This window comes from Streptomyces sp. NPDC002265 (assembly GCF_040296125.1).
GTDB lineage: Bacteria > Actinomycetota > Actinomycetes > Streptomycetales > Streptomycetaceae > Streptomyces.
This window is the reverse complement of sequence record NZ_JBEOWS010000665.1, coordinates 1-1,845: the sequence shown is the minus strand read 5'-3', so window position 1 is coordinate 1,845 and position 1,845 is coordinate 1. Positions and strand designations below refer to the sequence as shown.

Sequence of the window (1,845 nt, the reverse complement as noted above, 5' to 3'; positions counted from 1 at the left end):
CACCTGGCGGACGATGTCGCGATGATCCTTGTCGACCGACTCGCATGAGTGCCAGGCACTAACCTTCGTCGGGCGGGCCACCCCTGCGTTCTAGGGCCTGTGTGATGTTGTGATCAGCTGGCGACCTTGAGGAGGTCGTCGATCCAGATCATTGCGGCGCGGAGGTGGAGGCCGGCGAGGTAGCTCTCGGGCGACTTGTCGTATCGGGTGGCGATGCCTCGCCAGGCCTTCAGCTTGTTGATCAGGCGCTCGCGGTGTTGCGTTCCTTGTAGAGATCGACGTCGTGGCTGACGGGCCGGCCGCCACTGGCGCCCTTCTTCTTCCGGTGGGCGGCCTGGTCCCTCTTCTCGGGGATGACCGCTTTGATGTTGCGTCTGCGCAGGTAGGCGCGGTTTCCGCGGGACGAATAGGCCTTGTCCCCAGCGGCCGCACCGGGCCTGGTGAGGGGACGGCCGACGGGCAGCCGGACCCGCACCCTTTGCAGGACGGGGATGAACTGCGGACTGTCGGGCGCCTGTCCCGCGGTCAGGACGAGCACGAGCGGGCGGCATCTGCGGTCCGAGGCGAGATGGATTTTGCTGGTCAGGCCGCCCCGGGACCTGCCGAGCAGGGCGTGCTTCAGGCGGAGCCGGCGTCGGACGACCACCTTCCTGCCCAGGCCCGCCGCCTGGTCGTTGATCATGTTGAGCCAGGTTGCCCCGCCCCGGCGCCCGAAGTACTTCGGGTTCGGCCGCGCGTACACCGACGGCACGGGGACGACGAACCGCATGCCGTCCACGGAGGCGACCAGGCCGCCGCCCCACGCCTGCGCGAGCGGGATGGCTGCCTGGTAGTCGATCAGCGTGGCGTTCGCGGCCCGATAGGTGGCCAGCCGCAGATACGTCTGGTCGACATGGGACGGCCGCCCGTACTTCAAGGCGTCCGCGGCCCCGATGACCGGGGTGTAGCCGACGTTGCAGCTGTGCGCGACCAGGAGCGCGGCGATCGTCACGTGCAGGTCCTTCAGCCTCGCCTCGCCGCCGGTGACCGAGGTGAACGCCTGGTCGGCGCCGGTCCACGAGAACACCTCCAGCAACGCCTCCGGCAGGTCGACGCGGGGCAGCATCGCCTCCACCGCCTCCCTCAGGGCGCGCAGGGAGGCGGGTTCGGGTTCCGGTTCCAGGGCGGCGAAGTGCAGGCGGCCGTCGTCGTCGAACACGATCTGGGAGTTCGCCGGCACCCGCGCGGCGACCTCACGGTAGGCGCCGTCCAGCAGCGCGGCCCTCGCCGCCAGGTGCTCACCCGCCTCGGCGGGCAGGTTGAGCGAGGCGAGCACGGTTGGCTTGGCGTGCTCCCATGCGTCTCCGTCCAGCAGCTTCGCGCGGAGGTCGCCCCACTTCGGGTGCTTACGGCGGCGCGGCCGGTGACGGCAGCATCGTCCGCTGGCCGGTGTTGCCCCAGGATCGGCGTGCTGATTCAGGCTGAGTTCTTCGACTGCGACTCGCGGCCTTGTGTGCGCAGGTGCTCGTTGATGCGCCGGGCTTCTTCGAGCTGGTCTTCGAGGATGACGATGCGGCAGGCGGCTTCGATGGGGGTGCCCTGGTCGACGAGTTCGCGGGCGCGAGCGGCGATGCGCAGCTGGTAGCGGGAGTAGCGGCGGTGGCCGCCTTCGGAGCGCAGCGGGGTGATCAGGAGGTGTTCGCCGAGGGCGCGGAGGAAGGCGGGGGTGGTGCCGAGCATCTCGGCGGCCCGGCCCATGGTGTAGGCGGGGTAGTCGTCATCGTCGAGATTGTCGACGGGACGGGAACTGGCAGGGGGCATAGACCTCTTCTTTCAGGGGGACGCGTCGGGGGGCCCGGGTGCCGT

General features: G+C 69.8%; 1 protein-coding gene and 1 pseudogene. Both read right to left on the bottom strand.

All coding sequences use genetic code 11. From position 1 onward, the window contains the following. Positions 1 to 113 precede the first annotated feature (113 nt). Positions 114 to 1,105, bottom strand: a pseudogene (locus ABT085_RS46970) (IS5 family transposase). 350 nt (positions 1,106 to 1,455) lie between these two features. Then, positions 1,456 to 1,800 (bottom strand): helix-turn-helix domain-containing protein, encoded by a 345-nt coding sequence (locus ABT085_RS46095; RefSeq protein WP_351623164.1) that lies wholly within the window; start codon positions 1,798 to 1,800, stop codon positions 1,456 to 1,458. Between the last annotated feature and the right edge of the window lie 45 nt (positions 1,801 to 1,845).